The sequence below is a fragment of the Nitrincola lacisaponensis genome, assembly GCF_000691225.1.
GTDB classification, from domain to species: domain Bacteria; phylum Pseudomonadota; class Gammaproteobacteria; order Pseudomonadales; family Balneatricaceae; genus Nitrincola; species Nitrincola lacisaponensis.
Genome location: NZ_JMSZ01000032.1, coordinates 222945 through 242653 on the forward strand (window position 1 = coordinate 222945; position 19709 = coordinate 242653).

18 protein-coding genes are annotated in these 19709 nt (G+C 51.1%); 14 read left to right on the forward strand and 4 right to left on the reverse strand.

Going from position 1 to position 19709, the window contains the following annotated elements; all coding sequences use genetic code 11:
* Window position 1: 1 nt before the first annotated feature.
* From ADINL_RS11105 to ADINL_RS11120, 4 genes are all read right to left on the reverse strand, one after another.
* Entirely contained in the window at window positions 2-463 is a 462-nt protein-coding gene (locus tag ADINL_RS11105) for a bactofilin family protein (RefSeq protein ID WP_239644376.1), read from the reverse strand.
* Window positions 412-1347: a M23 family metallopeptidase gene (locus ADINL_RS11110; protein WP_036547786.1), complete on the reverse strand. Its 936-nt coding sequence runs from the start codon at window positions 1345-1347 to the stop codon at window positions 412-414. Before ADINL_RS11110 ends, ADINL_RS11105 begins: the two co-directional genes overlap by 52 nt.
* 103 nt (window positions 1348-1450) lie before the next feature.
* Window positions 1451-3238, reverse strand: coding sequence for a DEAD/DEAH box helicase (locus ADINL_RS11115; RefSeq protein ID WP_036547789.1), 1788 nt, complete (start codon window positions 3236-3238; stop codon window positions 1451-1453).
* A 164-nt stretch (window positions 3239-3402) separates the two neighbouring features.
* Window positions 3403-3891, reverse strand: coding sequence for a 3'-5' exonuclease (locus tag ADINL_RS11120; protein WP_051632747.1), 489 nt, complete (start codon window positions 3889-3891; stop codon window positions 3403-3405).
* 113 nt (window positions 3892-4004) lie between these two features.
* Here ADINL_RS11120 and ADINL_RS11125 point away from each other — a divergent pair, with 113 nt between their 5' ends.
* The 14 genes from ADINL_RS11125 (at window position 4005) to cheD (ADINL_RS11190) (ending at window position 19692) form a co-directional block, all read left to right on the forward strand.
* Window positions 4005-5045, forward strand: coding sequence for a GGDEF domain-containing protein (locus tag ADINL_RS11125; protein WP_036547792.1), 1041 nt, complete (start codon window positions 4005-4007; stop codon window positions 5043-5045).
* 22 nt (window positions 5046-5067) lie between these two features.
* Window positions 5068-5565, forward strand: a complete 498-nt coding sequence (locus ADINL_RS11130) for an FKBP-type peptidyl-prolyl cis-trans isomerase (RefSeq protein ID WP_036547795.1) — start codon at window positions 5068-5070, stop codon at window positions 5563-5565.
* Between the two features lie 122 nt (window positions 5566-5687).
* Window positions 5688-6053 (forward strand): response regulator, encoded by a 366-nt coding sequence (locus tag ADINL_RS11135; RefSeq protein WP_036547798.1) that lies wholly within the window; start codon window positions 5688-5690, stop codon window positions 6051-6053.
* 24 nt (window positions 6054-6077) lie between these two features.
* Window positions 6078-8228 (forward strand): chemotaxis protein CheW, encoded by a 2151-nt coding sequence (locus ADINL_RS11140; RefSeq protein ID WP_036547801.1) that lies wholly within the window; start codon window positions 6078-6080, stop codon window positions 8226-8228.
* A 9-nt stretch (window positions 8229-8237) separates the two neighbouring features.
* Window positions 8238-8729, forward strand: coding sequence for a chemotaxis protein CheW (locus ADINL_RS11145; protein WP_036547803.1), 492 nt, complete (start codon window positions 8238-8240; stop codon window positions 8727-8729).
* Between the two features lie 18 nt (window positions 8730-8747).
* Window positions 8748-11138, forward strand: coding sequence for a methyl-accepting chemotaxis protein (locus ADINL_RS16790; protein ID WP_036547806.1), 2391 nt, complete (start codon window positions 8748-8750; stop codon window positions 11136-11138).
* Window positions 11139-11153: 15 nt separating this feature from the next.
* A complete protein-coding gene (locus ADINL_RS11155; RefSeq protein WP_051632748.1) occupies window positions 11154-13376 on the forward strand; it encodes a methyl-accepting chemotaxis protein in 2223 nt (740 codons plus the stop codon).
* A complete protein-coding gene (locus ADINL_RS11160; RefSeq protein WP_036547809.1) occupies window positions 13377-14222 on the forward strand; it encodes a CheR family methyltransferase in 846 nt (281 codons plus the stop codon).
* Window positions 14219-14833 (forward strand): chemoreceptor glutamine deamidase CheD, encoded by a 615-nt coding sequence (cheD, locus tag ADINL_RS11165; RefSeq protein ID WP_051632749.1) that lies wholly within the window; start codon window positions 14219-14221, stop codon window positions 14831-14833. The genes ADINL_RS11160 and cheD (ADINL_RS11165) overlap by 4 nt, the downstream gene beginning before the upstream one ends.
* Window positions 14833-15891, forward strand: a complete 1059-nt coding sequence (locus tag ADINL_RS11170) for a protein-glutamate methylesterase/protein-glutamine glutaminase (protein WP_036547811.1) — start codon at window positions 14833-14835, stop codon at window positions 15889-15891. Before cheD (ADINL_RS11165) ends, ADINL_RS11170 begins: the two co-directional genes overlap by 1 nt.
* 11 nt (window positions 15892-15902) lie before the next feature.
* Entirely contained in the window at window positions 15903-17054 is a 1152-nt protein-coding gene (locus ADINL_RS11175; protein WP_051632750.1) for a methyl-accepting chemotaxis protein, read from the forward strand.
* Between the two features lie 24 nt (window positions 17055-17078).
* Window positions 17079-17351: an STAS domain-containing protein gene (locus ADINL_RS11180; RefSeq protein ID WP_036548736.1), complete on the forward strand. Its 273-nt coding sequence runs from the start codon at window positions 17079-17081 to the stop codon at window positions 17349-17351.
* Window positions 17348-19069 (forward strand): ATP-binding SpoIIE family protein phosphatase, encoded by a 1722-nt coding sequence (locus tag ADINL_RS11185; RefSeq protein ID WP_036547814.1) that lies wholly within the window; start codon window positions 17348-17350, stop codon window positions 19067-19069. The genes ADINL_RS11180 and ADINL_RS11185 overlap by 4 nt, the downstream gene beginning before the upstream one ends.
* 20 nt (window positions 19070-19089) lie before the next feature.
* Window positions 19090-19692: a chemoreceptor glutamine deamidase CheD gene (cheD, locus tag ADINL_RS11190; protein ID WP_036547816.1), complete on the forward strand. Its 603-nt coding sequence runs from the start codon at window positions 19090-19092 to the stop codon at window positions 19690-19692.
* Window positions 19693-19709 lie beyond the last annotated feature (17 nt).

Below are 19709 nucleotides of genomic sequence, written 5' to 3' on the forward strand. Positions count from 1 at the left end.
CTCAGGGTTTCCGGCTGAGAGTGATGCGTTCAGGTAAGGATGCCAGAATGTCGCTTTGCTCGGGGGGCTGCAAACGCTCCTGGGTTTCCAGTGGATTAGTGCCTAAGGTTGGCTCGGGAAGGGTGCGCTCACCGACAAAAACACCGCCCTGGTCAACTTTCATATCAGCACAACAGACGCGCGCATGCACCTGTCCGCCAGGCTCAATAAACAGATGATCACAGATCACTTCACCTTCGAGGCGGCCGCTGACAAAAATGCGTGTTGCACGAACACGTCCACTGATGAGTCCATGCATCCCCACGGAGATATCATCTTCAATGATGATATGCCCTTCCAGGGTGCCGTCCACATGTGTTTTTCCACTGATACGGGTCTCACCGGAGAAACGGTTGCCCCGGGCAATGATGCTTACTGTGGACCGCCCTGGTTTAGGGGGTACATGGCGCTTAAGGATTCCCACTCTACATCCTCTATACTGGTGAACAGTGACTCAAAGTTACTCAGGCCCCAATCCACAAAGGGTTTGGGGTCCAGTGGTGTGTACAGATGTCGGACTTCATAGTGCAGATGCGGACCTGTTGAGCGTCCGGTGTTACCACTATAGCCGATCAGTTGGCCCTTGTGCACATACTGTGATGAGGTGACTTCAATGTTCTGTAAGTGTGCGTAATAGGTTTTGAAACCGAAATTATGCTGCAGAATAATCAGATTACCAAACCCTGAACCTTGATCAAAGCCTGCTTTCTCGACAATACCATCGGCGGTTGCGTAAACGGGGGTGCCTCTCGCGGCAGGGAAATCCAGTCCATTATGCGGTGTGCGTGCCCGTGTAATGGGGTGTACACGGGTGCCAAACCCGGATCCTATACGGGTTCCTTTGATGGGTAGTCCGTTGGGGATGCTGTGTAATAAAAACAGGCGCTGGACACTGGCCGCTCTGAGCAGAGCCGAGCGGTCCGTTTGCGGTGTTTCAGCAGGCAGATCGGTGAGTACGCCGAGTATTGATTCGATCTCTGAGAGGTCGGCATCCAGGCGGATTTTTTCTTCCTCTAACTGACTGCGCTCATAGAAAACTTCGCTGTAGCGGCTGCCCAGCTCAGCCAGGTTTTCAAGATAGAGTTGTTGCGTGCCCAATGCCTCTGTGAATTGTTCTTCCAGGGTGATTTTTTCCTGTTCAAGGCCATGCAGGTGATCCCGGGTTTGGACCAGTAACAGGTTGGAAACAAAGAAGCTGAGTGCGGACAGGAGTAGAAACAGGCCCACCAGATAACCCGCCAGCTGGCTGAGAGTATATTGGCGCGAGCCACGTACAGTGGTGAGGGTGATGATCAGTTTTTGTCGCAATGTCTGGATATCCGAGCTGCAGGGTCGCTGTAATATAACGCCAGCGACGGGCAGGTGTCGAGGCAACTGATCCAGACAGAAGAACAGTTGCCTCTACAAGGGCTTAAGCGCGTGAGCGAGGGTTCGCCGCATTGCTGCGACGTGGTGCAGGCTTGCGCTTGGGTTTATTGCTGTTGTTGCGGCCATCACGATCGGACCGGCCATCGCGATCGGACGGCAAATCGTCAGACCAGGGGCGGATATTCAGTGGCTGTCCGCAGATACGTGCACGTTTCAGAATCTGCAGCATAGGTGCCGGGATGCTGTTAGGCAGGTCTACGGTACTGAAGTTCTCGCTGATGTCGATACGGCCAATATACTGGCTTTCAACACCCGCTTCGTTGGCAATTGCGCCAACAATGTTGCCGGGTTTGACGCCATGCTGGTAGCCAACACCGATCCAGTAACGCTGCATGCCTTCGCTGACAGGATCGTTACCACGACCGCGACGCGCAGCCGGTTTGCGATCAGTACGCTCGTCACGACTGTCACGGGTACGGCGTTCACGGACAGGTGCGGCACTCGGCTCACGCTCATCCATAAACAGCGGTGTCTGTTTGTACAGCAGCTTCAATGCGGCAGCGGCAATCTGCTCGGCACTGAGATCAGTGTTTTCGGTGAAGCGCTGAATCAGTGGCAGGTAAAGCTCGTTATCACGTGCGGCTGCTTCGAGTTCAACCTGCAAACGTGTGACGCGCAGAGCGTTGATCTCTTTGGCAGTCGGCAACTCCAGTGTTTCCAGGGGTGAGCGGGTGGTGCGCTCAATTTGCTGCAGCAGGCGTTGTTCACGAGGTGCAACAAACAGGATGGCATCACCATTACGACCTGCACGTCCTGTACGCCCGATACGGTGAATATAGGATTCGGCATCGTAGGGGATGTCAAAGTTAACCACATGAGTGATACGCTCAACATCAAGACCACGAGCAACGACATCCGTTGCGACAACCAGATCCAGCTCACCGCTTTTTAGCTTGTCGACAATTTTTTCACGCTGATTCTGGGCGATGTCACCATGCAATGCTGCTGCAGGGAAACCGGCGCGGGTCAGCTGTTCTGCCACTTCTTCAGTCGCATTTTTGGTACGTACAAATACCAGAACGCCTTCGTGCTCACGCAGTTCCAGCAGGCGGGTCAGGGCCATGATTTTTGGCATGCCGCGCACAGTCCAGACACGCTGACGTATGGTGCTGGCTGTAGCGGTTTTGCTGGTTATTTTGACGATGGTCGGATCGGACAGATAGTTGTCCGCAATGCGACGAATTGCAGGTGGCATGGTTGCCGAGAACAGCGCAATCTGACGCTGAGCCGGAGTGTGTTCCAGAATCCACTCGACATCGTCGATAAAGCCCATACGCAACATTTCATCGGCTTCATCCAGTACCAGCGTCTGAAGCTGATCCAGTGCCAGAGTGCCTCTGCGGATATGGTCCATGATGCGTCCGGGTGTACCGATCACAACCTGGGCGCCACGGCGCAGACCACGTAGCTGCTCATCATAACCCTGACCACCATAAATGGAGAGGGTGCGGATGCCTGTCAGATGGCGTGAGTATTTTTCGCAAGCTGTGGCAACCTGCAGTGCAAGTTCACGTGTGGGTGCCAGAATCAGTAACTGCGGATGGGTTTTGGATGGATCCAGTCGTTGCAGCAAAGGCAGTGCAAAGGCTGCAGTTTTACCGGTTCCTGTTTGTGCCTGGCCCAGCAGATCGCGACCTTCCAGCAGAGCCGGAATAGTGCCTGCCTGAATCGGAGACGGCGTTTCATAGCCGACATCATTCAGTGCTTCGAGAATAGGAGCCGATAGACCCAGGTCACCAAAATTGGTGGGGAGAGTGTCAGTGTTAGACATGCTGTGATTTTTACCTGATAGAAGAGAGGGTGTTTGTGAAACGAGCCGCTCAGTTAGCAAAGAGGCGGGCCGCACACAATATTACGCAGCTATGCCTCAGAATGAAGCGCAAATACTACAGATAAAGGCGACCTTTGTCTAGTGTTATGCGGATTCAGTACGAGTTATCGCTGAATCAGGTAGCCCTGCAGTATTTCACCAATAATACGGGCATCAGCCAGTGCGCGATGCGGCATTTCCTGCCTTTCAAGCTCGCCAAACAGGGTTGCCTGGCGGCTGGCTTCGAGTACAGAGTCAATTCCTGCAACCTTGAATTGCATGCGTTGCCCGGCTGCATTGAACAGGCAGCGCAGCCACATAAAATCAAAATCGGGGGCGTCAGAAATGACGCTGGGCTGCTCGGGTGAATGCAGTCTGATATAGTGGTTCAGGCGGTCGCAGGCTGTTTCAATGGTGATGCCATCTGTTTCCAGATCCGTACGCGAAATGCCGTGAATCTCTTCTGCGCATTCATCCCAATAAGACCAGTCAGCATGAGGCTGAATCAGAAAACTGAACGAACTGTCAGGCTTAGCTGCGTTGTAGATCCCCACTTCGATGGGATAGGAATGATCCGGGTGCAGGCCGGAGGCTTCGATATCAATAATCAGCATGCAAATAATCTAACTCGTGGCCGTGTTTTAAATTGTGTGGGGCTTCTGCTAAGGATAGAATCGAATCATAACATGATTACAACTATTTGACTTCACCCGAAAAGAGATCCGCCATGTCTGCAAATCCCCACCTGCTTGACCGCCTGGCGACCCTGACGTCGATCCGTGATTTAGAGTTGCTTGAGTTCAGTTTGCTGAAAACTGTCTATGAGCTGTTTCGTCCTGAACAAGTCACTATGCTGAAATATGATTCGGATGGTGAAATACGTTTTTCGATGCGTTACGGCCATGATGGCTGCCATGAGAGCCATCGTTCCGGGCGGCACCGTGACCTTGATCAGCCGGAAGTCCTGAGTGCATTGCGTATGGCTCGACGAATCAGTGCACCCTATCACTCGCGTCTTGCTAATGGTAATAGCCTGTCAGCCTTTCCGGTGCTGGATTTTCAGGTGCTCAGTGTTTGTTTGATTGTTGAATCACGCCGTCCTGGTGCACCGAATGATGTGCGTTTGGTACAGGGGTTGTTACAGATTTACCGTAACTTCTGTCAACTGATTGAAGATGCTCAGCGTGATCAACTGACCGGTTTGCTGAATCGTAAAACGTTCGATGAAAGTATTCAGCGTGTGATTGGTATGTCAGCGGCCCTGCAGTTTCCGATGATTGAGGGTGAGCGGCGTCAGCTCCCGGATACTGAAGTCAGCTATTGGCTGGGACTGATCGATATCGATAACTTCAAGCTAGTCAACGATTCCCTGGGACACATATATGGTGATGAAGTGCTGTTGCTGCTGTCACAGATTATGCGTGACAGTTTCCGTGAGAGCGATCTGCTGTTCCGTTTCGGTGGTGAAGAGTTTGTAGTTATTACAGAAAATATCGATATACAGGGAGCCAAGACTGCATTTGAACGTTTCCGCCTGGCTGTCGAGAAATTTAATTTTCCGCAAGTAGGGCAGGTTACGGTCAGCTTTGGTGCCGTTGAGGTGCATGCGGGTGATGTAGTACATGCGGTGCTGGATAAGGCGGATAAAGCGCTCTATTTTGCCAAACAGCATGGTAAAAACAGGGTTTGCTTCTATGATGAATTGTTAGAGCAAGGGCAAATTCAGCCAACACAGAGTTTTATGAATCAAGAAGCTGAGCTTTTTTAAAATTGACAGGAAAGATAGATCAATGACACAGGTGCAAGACGATAGCGTGGTGGGTTTTTTGTATAAATTGCAAAACGTCGAGGGAGAGGTGCTGGAGACCAATGAAGGTGGCACTCCGATGGTTTACCTACATGGCCATGACAACATGATACCTGGACTGGAACAGGCGATGACCGGGAAGCAGGTGGGTGACAAGTTCGAAGTAACGCTGGCCCCGTCAGAGGCTTATGGTGAGCGTGAAGCGTCCATGGAAATGAAAGTCCCGGTGAAGCATCTGCAGGGACTGCCTAAAGGTGTGCGTGATTGGAAAACCGGCATGGTGGCGCTGGTTCAAACGGATCAGGGGCCTCGTCATGTGACCGTAATAAAGCCTGGTCGTTTTATGGTGCTGGTCGATACTAATCATCCCCTGGCAGGCCAGACTCTGACTTATCAGATTGAAATTGTGTCGTTGCGTGCCGCTGAAGCTGAGGAAATAGCACATGGGCATGTGCATGGGCCGGGTGGACATCATCATTGATCAACATTGTTGATCTGTCTCAATAATTGGTTGTTTTTGTATTAAAAATCAGTTTTTATAATTAATTTTTAATATGTTACAGGGTATATTGGATTTAATTTTGGATGACGCAGGAGCGCTAAATGGGAAAGTCTATCTTGACAGTTGACGATTCAGCCTCGATTCGGCAGATGGTCAGCTTCACCCTGAAAGGAGCCGGTTACAGTATTACCGAAGCGGTTGATGGTAAGCAGGGTCTGGAAAAGGCCCAGACTGGACGCTTTGACTTGATCCTGACTGACCAGAATATGCCGAATATGGATGGCCTGACACTGATCAAGAATCTACGGGCACTGCCAGCTTATCGCAGTGTTCCAATTCTGGTGCTGACTACTGAAGCAGGTGATGCCATGAAGGCACAAGGCCGAGCTGCGGGTGCGACAGGCTGGCTGGTTAAACCATTCGATCCACAGAAGCTGATTGATGTCGTTCGCAAAGTGATCGGCTGAGTTCTGGAAGCAGGGTAGCAGGGCATGAGCATAGATCTGAGCCAGTTCCATCAAGTATTTATTGATGAGGCTTACGAACATCTGGGTACGATGGAGCAACTGCTGCTGGCGTTGGATCTCGATGATCCCAGTCTGGAAGATTTGAATGCTATTTTTCGGGCCGCTCATTCCATCAAGGGCGGCAGTGGTACATTTGGTTTCAATGATCTTGCAGAACTGACACACGCACTGGAAACACTGCTGGACAAGCTGCGTAAGCAAACGTTGGCGCCGACTGATGCCATGATTTCCGCCTTTCTGGGATGTTGTGACCTGCTGAGTGCCATGCTTGAGGCCCATCAAGGTGGGCCTGCGGTGGATGAGTCGGAAATCACTCAGATGCGTACCCTGCTACTCAATCTGGCGGATGGTACTCCTGAAGCTCCTGAACTGATTAGTGCGAGTGTATCCGACTCAGCTGACGTACTGGCAGATGCACCGGTTTGGCATATTTTTTTGCATCCCCAAACCGACCTGTTTGCAGGTTCGGTTTCCTTGCCTGCGTTGACTGAAGATCTGGCTGGGCTGGGACAGTTGACACTCCTGAGTGAGCAGCCGGGGAGTTGTCTCTCCTGGCAGTTGAAAGGTCCGCAGACGGATGCGCCTATTCGGGAGTTGTTTGAATACGTCTGTTCTGCTGATGAAGTGAGTATTACTCCTCAACCGGCTGAGACCATCGAAGACGATGGCTTTGGATTTTTTGTTGATGAGTCTACCTTGCCGGCTGCCCGGATTGTTGAGGATGACGGCTTCGGTTTTTTTGTGGACGAATCCGAGCTACCTGCACAGCAACAGTCTCAGCATGAGCAGGATCAGGGCTTTGGGTTCTTTGTTGATGAAGCCGAACTGCCTGCACAACAGCTATCTGCACAACCCAGTCCACCGGCAGAAACCGCTATCAGGAGCAGCAGTCAACCAGCTAAACGCCCGGAAGCAGCCCGTGCGCAGGCTGAAAACTCCATTCGGGTAGGCGTTGAAAAGGTTGACCAACTGATCAATCTGGTCGGAGAGCTGGTGATTACCCGTTCAATGCTGGCACAGTCAGCTTCCCAGTTGGACCCTGTAGAGTTTGAGGCCATCCATAACGGTCTGGTGAATCTCGAGCGTAACTCCAGAGATCTGCAGGAAGCCGTCATGTCGATTCGTATGTTGCCGATCAATTTTGTATTTGGTCGCTTTCCACGGGTTGTACGGGATCTGACGCAAAAAATGCATAAGAAAGTGCGCCTGAAACTGGTCGGTGAAGAAACCGAGCTGGATAAGGGGTTGATCGAAAAGCTGGCAGATCCTTTAACGCATTTGCTGCGCAACAGTATAGATCACGGTATCGAGACACCAGAGGTGCGTCTGGCATCGGGCAAGCCGGAGGAAGGCGTTATTACGCTCAGTGCCAGCCATCAGGGTGGCAGTATTCTGGTACAGATTACAGATGATGGTGCCGGACTTAATCGGGAGAAACTGCTGGAGAAAGCTCGCGAGAAAAACCTGCCCTTATCCGACAACCCTACGGATAAAGAAGTCTGGCAACTGATTTTTGCACCAGGCTTTTCGACCGCCAAGGAAGTGACGGATGTATCGGGGCGTGGTGTGGGTATGGATGTGGTGCAGCGGAACATTGCCGAGATGAAGGGGCAGGTCGAAATCGATTCAGTACCTGGCGTGGGAACCACCATCGGCCTGCGATTGCCGTTAACGCTGGCAATACTGGACGGGATGACATTGAGGGTGGGTGATGAGATTTTCATTCTGCCACTGACACGCATACTGGAGTCCCTGCAACCCGAGGCCGAACAACTGAAAACCATTTCCGGTAAAGGGCGTGTTGTGCAAATACGCGGTGAGTATTTGCCTTTATTGCCCCTGTATCAAGTGCTGCATTTGAAACCTGAAGTGACTGATCCGCAGAAAGGAATCCTGGTAGTTGTGGAAACCAACAGTGGCAAAGTGGCGTTATTTGTCGATGAATTGATTGCCCAGCAGCAAGTGGTGATCAAGAGTCTGGAGACGCACTATCGCAAAGTTGATGGTATTTCAGGTGCAACCATCATGGGCGATGGTCGGGTAGCTTTGATACTGGATATAGACCGGCTGGCGCGCATGAACAGTCAACAGTCACCCGCAGACAGATTTTATTGAGGTAGCCGCATGACAGACATAGCACAAGACTCGATAAACCAGAACCTGATGCAGGAATTTCTGACGTTTACATTGGGTGAGGAAGAGTATGCCATTGATATCCTCAAGGTTCAGGAAATCCGTGGTTATGATGCGGTGACCCGTATTGCCAATACACCGGATTACATCAAGGGTGTGATTAATATGCGCGGTGTGATTGTGCCGGTCGTAGATATGCGCCTCAAATTTCATCTGGGTAATGCGACTTATGACCAGTTTACCGTGATGATTATTCTGAATCTTGGACAGCGTATTGTGGGAATGGTGGTGGATTCAGTTTCTGATGTGATTGCGTTGAACCCGGAAGAGATTCGTCCTGCACCTGACTTTGGCTCAACCTTTGATACCCAGTATCTGCTGGGTTTAGCCAGTGTTGGTGAGCGTATGGCCATCGTTGTAGATATAGAAAAACTCATGACCAGCCAGGACATGGGGTTAATCGATCAGTTGGCCGAAGCGTAAGTTTTCGAGGAGTCGGTAATGAAAAACGTCAGTGTGAAAGCCCGTCTGATATTTGTCATCGGGTTGCTGTCAGGGTTGCTCATCATCATAGGTGCCATGGGTCTCAACGGCATGCATTCGGTTCAGCTGCGTCTCGCATCTGTATACGAAGACCGTCTTATTCCATCGCATCAGCTGGCAGATATTGAATACCGCATGCAGCGCAATATTATCGAACTACAGTTGGCAGGCATGCATGATCCCCGTCTTGAGGAGCATACCCTTCACGATCATCCGATTCAGCTGCATACCGATCGTGTGCGACGTAATATCGATGAGATTACCCAGATTTGGGAAGCTTACATGCAAACGACGCTGACGGCCGAAGAGCGCCAGTTGGCAGACAGCTTTGCTGTTGCGCGGCGGGAGTTTGTACAAAATGGCCTGTTGGTTGCCATCGAGTTGTTTGAGTCAGAACGCTTTCGCCAGGGCAATATGCACATGATCAGGGTCGTTAATCCGGCTTTCAACAAGGCCTATGATCTGGCAACAGAGTTGATGGATCTTCAGGCTGAGGTTGCTGAACAGGAGTATCAGGCCGCGCTGGCAGACTATGAGCGCATTCGCAGCATTGCGATGCTGGTGATTGCCTTGGGTGTGCTGGTATCAGCTTTTATTGGCTGGCTGCTGATTCGTGCCATCGTATTGCCACTGAACCGCACGATTGGCTACTTCGATCAGATAGCCCGGGGCAAGCTGGATAATGCTATTCAGGTGGATCATCAGGATGAAATTGGTCAGGTCCTGGTGGCACTGGATCGTATGCAAACACGGTTGAATACCGATATCACTGAATCCAAGCGTGTTGCTGATATCAATTTACGGATTAAAAATGCTCTCGACAGTGTATCAGCCAATGTGATGGTTGCTGATGCCAACTTTGACATTATTTATATGAATCCGGCTGTTCTGGATATGTTCCGCACAGCTGCCAAGGATATCCGCAAGGAATTGCCCCGTTTTGATGTGGACACGCTGGTAGGCAGCAGTATTGATCTGTTCCATAAAAATCCTTCTCATCAACGTCAGATGTTGGCGGCGCTGCAGACCAAGCATGAAACAACAGTGAAAATTGGTGGGCGTATTTTCGATCTGGTAGCCAATCCCATCATTAATGATGAAGGAGTGCGTCTCGGCTCGGTTGTGGAGTGGAAAGACCGTACACAGGAAGTGGCCGTTGAAGAGGATGTCGCTGAGCTGGTTGAAAAAGCGGTACGCGGAGACTTTACCGCACGGATCGAAGTTGATGATCTTCAAGGTTTCTTCAAGCGTCTGGGTGAAGGCGTCAATCAGCTGATGTCAGTAACCGATACGGGACTGAAAGAAGTGATGCGGGTAATGAATCATCTGTCGCGAGGCGAGCTGACCGAGCAGGTAACAGGCAGTTATCAGGGAGTATTTGGTGAATTGCAGGCCAGCACTAACGCAACCGTTGATCAGTTGAAAAGTCTGGTAGGCGAAATCAAAACCTCGGTAGATGCTATCAATACAGCGGCGCAGGAAATTGCTGCTGGTAATACTGACCTGTCACAACGTACCGAAGAGCAGGCGTCCAGTCTTGAAGAAACCGCGTCCAGTCTGGAAGAGCTGACCTCGACTGTGCGTCAGAACGCAGATAATGCCAAACAGGCTAACCAACTGGTACAGAGTGCCGCTCAGGTAGCTGAGTCTGGCGGAGAGAAGGCACGTCGTGTTGTTAAAACCATGGATGCCATCAGCGCCAGTTCCAGCAAGATTGCCGATATTACGACCTTGATTGATGGTATCGCTTTCCAGACCAATATCCTGGCGCTGAATGCTGCGGTGGAAGCTGCTCGTGCCGGAGAGCAAGGTCGTGGTTTTGCGGTTGTCGCAGGTGAGGTGCGTTCTCTGGCACAGCGCTCTGCCGCGGCAGCCAAGGAAATCAAGGAGTTGATCAATAACTCTGTAGATATCGTGCATGAAGGCAGTGAACTGGTCACTGAAACCGGTAAGACGATTGAAGAAATAGTGACCTCAGTCAAGCGCGTGACGGATCTGATGGGTGAAATATCCGCTGCATCTGAAGAGCAGAGCCAGGGTATTGAACAGGTCAATCAGGCTGTGACTCAGATGGATGATGTGACTCAGCAGAATGCTGCGCTGGTGGAAGAAGCCGCAGCGGCTGCGGAATCGCTTGAAGAGCAGGCTGCTGCACTGGCTGCTTCTGTTGCGGTATTCAAACTGGATGAGCAGTCACAGCGTCAGCTTCGTGCTCCACAGCGTGAAAGTAGAGTTGTTAAGCCTGTTTTGAAAAAAGCACCTAAACACCATCCGGCGGCTGCCAAAAAAGCAGCTCGCTTGAGCCCACCTCCCTCTCGGCCGAATGAAGATGAGTGGGAAGAGTTCTAAAAAAGGGATTGAGACATGACAATCAAGGCAAAAATATCTGCTGGCTTTGCAGCCGTTGCACTGATAGCACTGGTATTGGGTGGTTTGGGCTACTGGGGCGCTGTTCGCAGTGAAGCAACGGTTTCCGAGCTGGGTGAAAGACGTCTACCTGCGGTACAGATAGTGCTGGAAATGCAGGTGGCGTTGAATGATGTGGTTACCGGTTTTCGGACCTTGATGGATCAAACGGCAGATAGTACGGCCCGTGAACGCCAATACCAGGCGATTCAGAATGGGCGCGAGGCCTATAGAGCTCTGGTCAGTCGCTATGACGCGCTGCCCAAGTCGGCTCAGGAAGCACAGGCCTGGCAAGTATTTCAGACCACTTTGCCAGATTGGCTGGCAGCCAATAATGCCATTATGGAATTGCATCAACAGCTGGATGAGCGTCGTCGGAACAATCCGCTGGCGTATGTTGAAGACCTGCAGCGTCGTATTGCTGAAGAAACCATGGGTGAAACCCTGCGCTACCAGGAATCTGCGCTTGAAGCGCTGGATCGGGTGGTACGTTTGAATATGCAGGCAGCTTCGCAGCAGGTTGAGTCCAGCTTGCATCAGGCGGTGATACTGGAACGGGTCAGTTTGTTGGCCATGTTGCTGGGTGTATTGCTGGCCGCTGTACTGGGGGTAGTGATTACGCGAGGCATTACCCGCCCTCTGGGATTGCTCGTTGAAACGGTAGAACGTGTGCGGGATAGCGGTGATTTCAACCTGCAGGTCAGCTACGCTCAGAAAGATGAGATAGGACAAGTCATCAGCGCCTTTAACACCTTGCTGGATGCCCAGAAACATGCGCTGGAAGAGGCTAACCTTACGGTAGAAGCCCTGGCTGCTGGCGATTTCAGTGCTGCCCGTATTCAGGGGGACTATGCCGGAGATCTGGATACCCTGAAACAGGGAGTTAACCGCAGTGCTGAATCGATTCGGGTCACCATGGATGAACTGTCCAAAGTGATGCAGGCCATTCGTCAGGGTGAGTTTAGTGTATCAATCAACCCTGCACTGGTACGTGGCGATTATCGCCGTATGCTGGAAAATGCCGCTTTGGGTATGCAGCAACTGAAAGGCAGTGTGTCCGGAATCGTCAGTGTGATGACCCATGTCGCACAAGGGGAGTTCGCACATCAGGTGGATGCTGAAGCGTCTGGTGAAATGCTGCAGTTGAAGAACATGATTAACCAGACTGTCGATTCACTTGAAACGGCTTTTGCTGAAATACGCCGGGTAATGCAGGCTCTGTCGCAGGGTGATCTGACGGATCGGGTACAAGGGGAGTACCCGGGTGACCTGGGTGTGCTGGCACAAGCGGCCAATACGACAGCGAGCCAGCTGGCAGATGTTATTCAGCGTATCCACCAGGCGGTTGAGAATGTGAACACAGCTGCCACTGAAATTTCGGCGGGTAATACCGACCTGTCTCAGCGTACTGAAGAGCAGGCTTCCAGTCTGGAAGAAACGGCCTCGAGTATGGAAGAGCTGACCAGTACTGTGCGCCAGAATGCTGATAATGCTCGTCAGGCGAATCTGCTGGCGGGACAGGCCAACCAGGTCGCTGAAGCGGGTGGCGTCAAGGTGCAGGAAGCGGTGGCGACCATGCATGAGTTGACCAATAGTTCTGAAAAAATCACCAACATCATCAGTGTCATTGATGGTATTGCCTTCCAGACCAATATTCTGGCATTGAATGCAGCTGTTGAGGCTGCCCGTGCAGGCGAGCAGGGTCGGGGTTTTGCGGTTGTTGCGGGTGAGGTACGTACGTTGGCACAGCGTTCGGCGGCTGCGGCTAAAGAGATTCAGGCGCTGATCAAGGAAGATGGCGAGATTGTTGAGCAGGGGAGCAAGCTGGTACAGGAAGCTGGTGACGCAATGCAGGCAATTCTCGACTCAGTCCGCCAGGTGACCGATTTAATGGGCGAAATTTCAGCGGCATCAGAAGAGCAGAGTCAGGGAATTGAACAGATCAATCAAGCAGTTGTGCAAATGGACGATGTGACACAGCAAAATGCGGCCCTGGTTGAGGAAGCGGCAGCTGCAGCTGAATCGCTGGAAGAGCAGGCGGTTACCCTGGCGGAGGCTGTGTCGGTGTTTCGTCTGGCATCAACAGCGAATCCCAGAGGCTTGCCGAGACCACCAGCGACGGTCAAAAGAGTACCTCAGTTGCCACCTTCAGCAGATGCGGATGACTGGGAAGCTTTCTGAGTGGAGCGCGAATTCGCCTTTACCCTAGCGGATTTTGAACGGATCAGGTCACTGATCCGTGAACGGGCTGGAATTTCGTTGTCTGACAGAAAACGGGATCTGGTCTACAGCCGTATTGCCCGACGTTTGCGGGCGCTCAAGCTGAAGCAGTTTGCCGAATATCTGGACTACCTGGTGATGCATGAATCAGAGATGCAGGATTTTATTAATGCACTGACGACGAATCTGACGGCATTTTTCCGTGAGCCGCATCATTTTGAACATTTGTCCAGACAGATGCAGGCAACTGAAGCCAGTGTACGTCAGCCTTTTCGGATCTGGTCGAGCGCCTGTTCGACCGGTGAAGAAGCCTACTCTCTGGCCATGACGGCGATTGAAACCTTTGGTTGCTGGGATCCACCGGTACGTATCCTGGCAACAGATGTCGATACGCATGTTTTGGCGCATGCAAAAGCGGGGATTTACGGTATGGAACGGCTGGAAAAAATGACAGAGGCTCGTATCCGTCGTTTTTTCTTTCGTGGTCGAGGCGCACGCCAGGGGAGTGTACGTATCCGGCCAGAGGTACAGGCTTTGATTCGCTTCCAGCCGTTTAACCTGCTGACACCCTCCTGGCCGGTCAAGGGACCCCTGGATGCGGTGTTCTGTCGTAATGTAATGATCTATTTCGATAAGGCGACTCAGTACCGGATTCTGTCACATTTTCATCCGCTGCTGATTGAGCGCGGTTTACTCTACGCCGGACATTCAGAAAGCTTTCAGCACGCTGCTGACCTGTTCCGCTCTCAGGGGCAGACCATTTTCAAGCCGGTATCTGCACGGGCAAAAACTGGAGGCAGGGCGTGAATGCTTCGGCTCGCACCTCACCCGAAATCTTGCCGGAAGTCTATTTTGACCCGTATTTTGAGCAGGATGCGGTTAAAGTGCTACCCGGTGGTTACTATGTCACGGCACGGGACATGATTTTGGTAACTGTGTTGGGAAGCAGTGTCTGTGCCTGTTTACGTGATGCCCAGTCAGGTGTTGGCGGCGTGTGCCATTTCATGTTGCCGGAGCGACAGCCGAACCAGGAGTGGCTGGATATCTCCATGCGCTATGGCCGTCATGCCATGACCACCTTACTGGAACAGCTGCGCAAAAGCGGTGCCCGACCCGAAAGGGTGCAGGCAAAGGTATTTGGTGCCTGTAATGCACTGGAATCACCGGGTGGGCAAAAAATGGGGCTCTATAACAGTCGGTTTGTCGTGCAGTATCTGCAACAACAGGGTATCCCGGTACTGGCGACGGATCTGATGGATGTCTATCCGCGCAAAGTGTATTTTTTTCCACGTTCCGGGCGTGTTCTGGTGAAAAAGCTTAAAAAGCTGAACAACACCACCTTGCTGGATAGGGAGGCCGATTACTACCGGCGTTTATCTGACCTGGAGTTATCAGATGAAATGGAGATGTATCCTTAATGGCTGAGGCAAAGATCAAAGTACTGGTGATTGATGATTCAGCACTGATTCGACATCTGCTGACAGAGATCATTAACAGTCATGATGATTTGCAGGTTGTGGCTTGTGCTCCTGATCCAATTATTGCCAGGGATCTGATCAAACTGCATAACCCTGATGTACTGACACTGGATGTTGAAATGCCGCGCATGGATGGCCTGGAATTTCTGGAGCGTCTGATGCGCTTGCGGCCCATGCCGGTGTTGATGGTTTCTTCCTTGACGGAAGCCGGATCGGATGTAACCCTTAAAGCGTTGGAGCTTGGAGCGGTAGACTTTATCGCCAAGCCTAAGGTTGATATAGCAGCCGGGTTAAAACGTTATTCCGACTTGATCGCGGAAAAACTGCGAGTTTGTGCAGCCGCAAAAGTATGCAGTCGCCAGCGGATGATGCCAGCTGCACCACGGCATCTTTTAGGCAAGGGCTATGCCTCTACGGAAAAAGTGATTTTTGTCGGTGCTTCCACCGGTGGTACGGAGGCTATTCGGCGATTTCTACAACCCTTACCGGCGGATATGCCAGCCATTATGATTACCCAGCACATGCCGGAACACTTTACCCGGACCTTTGCTGAACGGCTGGACAAGTTATGTACACTGCACGTGGTAGAGGCTCAGCATAATACACGTATATTGCCTGGACATGTTTACATCGCTCCCGGCAATGCGCACCTGGAAATTGTCCGCAGCGGTGCGAACTATATGACAGCGTTAAATGAAGGGCCTCTGGTCAATCGTCACCGCCCCTCAGTCGATGTGCTGTTTTTGTCAGCAGCACGGGTGGCAGGTGCCAATGCCCTGGGCGTGATTCTGACCGGTATGGGGAAAGATGGTGCACTGGGTATGAAGGCGATGAAAGAGGCCGGTGCTGTGACACTGGCCCAGGATGAACAGAGTTGTGTGGTATTCGGGATGCCAAAAGAAGCGATTGCACTGGGTGTTGTCGATGAGGTGTTGCCATTGGATGCTTTGCCTGAGCGAGTGATCGAACGTGTCGGGCAACGGACAAATCGGGTCTAAGGATGAAACAAATGAACATGAAAAAACTGTCGATCTGGCTTCTGGCACTTATCAGCGGTGCAGCGTTGGCACATTGGGTGTACCCGATACTGGGTGTGTTGGTGTCTTTACTGATAGCAGCTTCTACAAAGTTTGTTGGTCCGGCTTCTTCGACTGAGGAAAGCAGAGCGTCCGCTGTTTTGCCGGTCAGTAGTGATGATGTTGTCGATGACCTGCAGGAAATTGGCGGCTGTATCGAGCAGGTAGTTACTGAAATTGTCAGCGATATGGATGCCCTGAAGAGTATGCAGAGTGATGCCATGAATACCCTGTCTCAGGCATTTGTGACTCTGAAAGAGCAGATCGAGCGTCAACAGGCGGATGTGGCTTTGCTGCTCTATGGGGAAGCAGGTGCTCTTGCGTCTGCCTCCAAAGACGAAAATCATCTGGGGGCTTTTGCACAGAGTACGCTGAATACTATGAACCATTTTGTCGAATCGACTGTGCGTATGAGTGCGGACTCTATGGAGATGCTTGAGCGGGTGTCTCATCTGTCTGATCAGATGCCCAGCTTGATGAAAACGCTGGATGATATCGACAATATAGCCAAACAGACCAACTTGCTGGCCCTGAATGCGGCCATTGAAGCCGCACGTGCCGGGGAAAGTGGCCGAGGGTTCTCCGTGGTTGCGGAAGAGGTCCGGGCATTGTCTAATCGCTCAGCAAGCTTCAGCCATACTATTCAGGATAACCTGAATATGATGAATAAACAGATTGCCACCCTGGTGGATGATGTCAGTCGTATCGCCTCTCAGGATATGACCTTTATTCTTGAAGCGAAAAAAGAGGTGCAGCAGGCGATTGAGCAGTTGATGCAAAAATCCCGTCAGGACCAGTCGATTACTCAGGGTATGGAGTCGGTTTCTCAAAATCTGATGGAAGCCCTGTTTGACGCCATGCGTGCCATGCAGTTTCAGGACATGAGCAGTCAGACGATTGAACATACCACGGCTGAACAGCGGCATTTGCTGTTGCTTGCTGAGGTATTGAAAAACGAACACAAAAACCTGAACGAAAAAGCGTTACGTGACAGTGTGCAGCAGTTTCGTGAAGATCGGAAAGCACGTAAATCCAATCCTGTTTCGGCCAGCTCAATGAGCAGCGGTGACATTGATCTGTTTTAGGAGATTTGTGTGAAAGAAGCGAGCATGACAATCAAACTGCCGGAAAGGTTTGATTTCAGTTATCACAAGGATTTCTACAACCATACCGCCGATATACTGGCCAAGAGCTCTTTGAAAGAAGTGCAAATGGACTTTTCCCAGGTTGAGTATCTCGACAGTTCGGCACTGGGCATGCTGGTGATGCTGCAAAAAAAATGTGCTGAAGTGAATAAACGTGTGGTTGTGATCAATGTCTCCGGCGTGGCAGCTGAAATCCTGCAAATTGCGAATATGGACAAGCTAGTTGATATTCGATGAAGTATCGTGATGTGGATGCAGACCGAGCAGGTGTGACACTACTGGTGGTTGAAGACAACCCGGCACTGAATGCCTTGTTCAAAAACTACCTTGTACAGCAGCAGTTCAAAGTACTGACGGCATTGGACTTCGATGAGGCAATGGCCGTTATCGCCTCCAAAGAATCGATTGACATCGCGCTTATAGATTACGATCTGGGAGATCGCAAGGGCCTGGATCTGATTGCGCATTTTCAGGACAGGGAAATTCAGCAGCACATCCCGGTCATTGTACTGGGCTCCAGTGGTGACCAGTCTGCTTTGCAGCAGTGTTTTGAGTTGGGGGTGGATGACTATGTTGTGAAACCGGTCAACCCTTTGCTACTGAGCCTGAAAATAGACTCTCTGGTATATAACGTCCGTCTGGCCAAAATTATTGCTGAAAAAAATGAGCAGCTCCAGAATCTGATTACCAAGGCTCGTCTTGAAGAAGAGATGGCTTCGCATATTTTTTATAATCATTTGCTCAGTCGTCAGACGCGTGCTGTAAAAGGCTTCAATCATTACCTGAAGTCTTCGGGAGGTTTCAGTGGTGATATTATCCTGGCCCGCTATGCACCATCAGGCAGCATTTTTATTTTACATGCCGATGCGACCGGGCATGGTTTATCCGCCACGATTACATTGATGCCAATGGTCGCCATTTTCAAGGCGATGGTCCATAAGGGCTATCGTCTGGAGCCGATTATACGTGAAATCAATACCCGACTTCTGGAACAGTTGCCATCAGATCGTTTTGTTGCAGCCTCAATGGTCGAGATCGATCTGCACCATGCTGATGTCAAGGTCTGGAATGGCGGAATGCCGGAGCTGCTGATGCTGGATGATCAGCATCAGATCAGCCATAGATTTTGTTCTGCACATATGGCGCTGGGTATTTTGCCTGACAGTGCCTTTGAGGTCAGAGCAGAACACTGCAAATTGCCCAGTGATGGGTATCTGCTGGGTTACAGTGACGGGGTGGTTGAGCAGCGTGATTCGGTAGGTCGCAGCTTTGGTGTTGGCAGACTGTTACGCAGTATTCGGGAAAGCGAGGCGGACCTGTTGCAACCACTGATGAAAGCACTGTTTTCACATGTGCGATCAGACCACTTTGATGATGACGTATCCATGTATGAGCTACGCTTTCATCAGCTGGCGGATCCCCATCTACTGTTGAAGCCGATACAAAGCCTGACCCAGGATATGAAAACTATTGCACCCTTCGAATGGTTTCTGGAGCTGGTGGGAGCCCAGGTTGCACATCAGGAGTTGCCTTCCATGTGCAATCAGTTTTTATCCGGTATGGGGTTTGATCAGTCGATTTGCCAGCGCTGTTTCACCATCGTCAGCGAACTGGTAAACAATGCCATCGATCACGGCATCCTGCAGCTCACCTCTTTGCTGAAAGTCGGTGCTGAAGGGTTTATGGCATACTATCAGGAGCGTGAGCAGCGTCTGGCTGGTTTGACTGACAAGGACCGTCTGGGATTGCGGCTGAAGTGGTGTATTGATGATCAGGGACTGGCTTTGCAGATTGAGGTGCAGGACAGTGGTAAAGGTTATCTGGCTGAGCAGAGCCAGCAAGCTGACGTCAGCGATACACATGCATTTGGGCGAGGCCTGTCCCTGGTGCAGCGGCTGTCGTCTTCGGTTGAAATCCGTCAACATGGTACCTTTGTGCGTGCCATATTGCGCTAGTTGCTCAACAGGGATTTACTATGAGTCATAGCCATGAGGCTACTAATCGCTATTATGACCGCTATTTTGATACTCATGCGGTCAAGGTGCTTCCAGGGCAGTATTTCGCGACCTCTGATGACACGATGATCGTGACGGTGCTGGGTTCGTGTGTCTCAGTGTGTTTGCGAGACAGATTAACCGGGGTTGGTGGTTTGAATCATTTCATGCTGCCACATGACTCCAGTGCTGAAGCAGGTAGTGTTGTAGCCGCTTCGGGACGTTATGGGCTCTATGCCATGGAGTTGCTGGTTAATCATCTGCTGAAGCTGGGTGCTAACCGCAATCGCCTGGAAGCCAAGGTGTTTGGTGGTGGACAGGTGCTTAAAAACATGAACTTTATCAACATTGGTCAGCGTAATGTATCCTTTGTTCTGGAGCATCTGAAGCAGGAAGCGATTCCTGTCATCGGTCAGGATGTGTTGGATATTTATCCACGCAAAGTGTATTTCTTTCCACAGACAGGCAAAGTGATGCTGAAAAAAATTCATTCACTGCATAACACCACGATTCTGGATCGTGAAAAAGCCTATCTGCATGAAATTGAAACGCGACCTGTATCGGGCGATGTAGATCTTTTCTAATTTACTGGATGGAAACT